The following is a 615-nucleotide window of genomic DNA, read 5'->3' as shown; positions in this document are numbered from 1 at the left end:
AATGGGCATACCAGTTTTTCAAGCGGCGTTGTACCAATGGTTTGAGTGCATTGACAGCGTCCAGATTTTTTAACAGGACATGAAGTTCCCCTGCCTCAGTATCAGGATAATGTTCTGGTTCCAGCCAATTTTGTTGAATAGCGACCTGAGCAATGGCTATAACCTGAGGTGAATCAACGCTCATGAAGTCACAGGCTTGGGTGAGTATACTGACTATGGAATATTGCCAGTCGTCGCGCCTGGCTAAGCCTCTCTGGACAATTTTTTCGTGTAACTCCTGAAGCTCTTGTAACACAATATCAACAGGTTGACCTGCACGAACCAACCCATCTAGCGCCGAAGCGAGTGGACTATGGGAAGCAAGCCTGTTTCCTAACAAAGAACAACTTTTGATATTCTCTTTAACCCTACTTTTTAACAACTCACACCCCAGGACAAAGGCGTTAATGTCTGGCTCCTTCTCCCAGAGGTTTTTTATAATATCGTCAACCTCTAGAGCTGATGTCGAACTTGCAGGTAATGCTGTACCACTTTGTAACGACTGGATGATGTCTTCCGAACTGATTCCAAGAGCCTTTGCCAGTGCATCTATCTTTTCAGGGTTCATATTACTGG

At 44.9% G+C, this 615-nt stretch carries 1 protein-coding gene; it reads right to left on the bottom strand.

What is annotated here, in order from left to right; all coding sequences use genetic code 11:
* The coding region (locus E1189_RS00865; protein WP_196220896.1) for a hypothetical protein at window positions 1-615 on the bottom strand (615 nt) is incomplete at both ends.

The organism is Parendozoicomonas verongulae (assembly GCF_009711465.1).
GTDB lineage: Bacteria > Pseudomonadota > Gammaproteobacteria > Pseudomonadales > Endozoicomonadaceae > Sansalvadorimonas > Sansalvadorimonas verongulae.
Note: the sequence above shows the minus strand (reverse complement) of the source record. Positions and strands in the feature narration are given on the sequence as shown.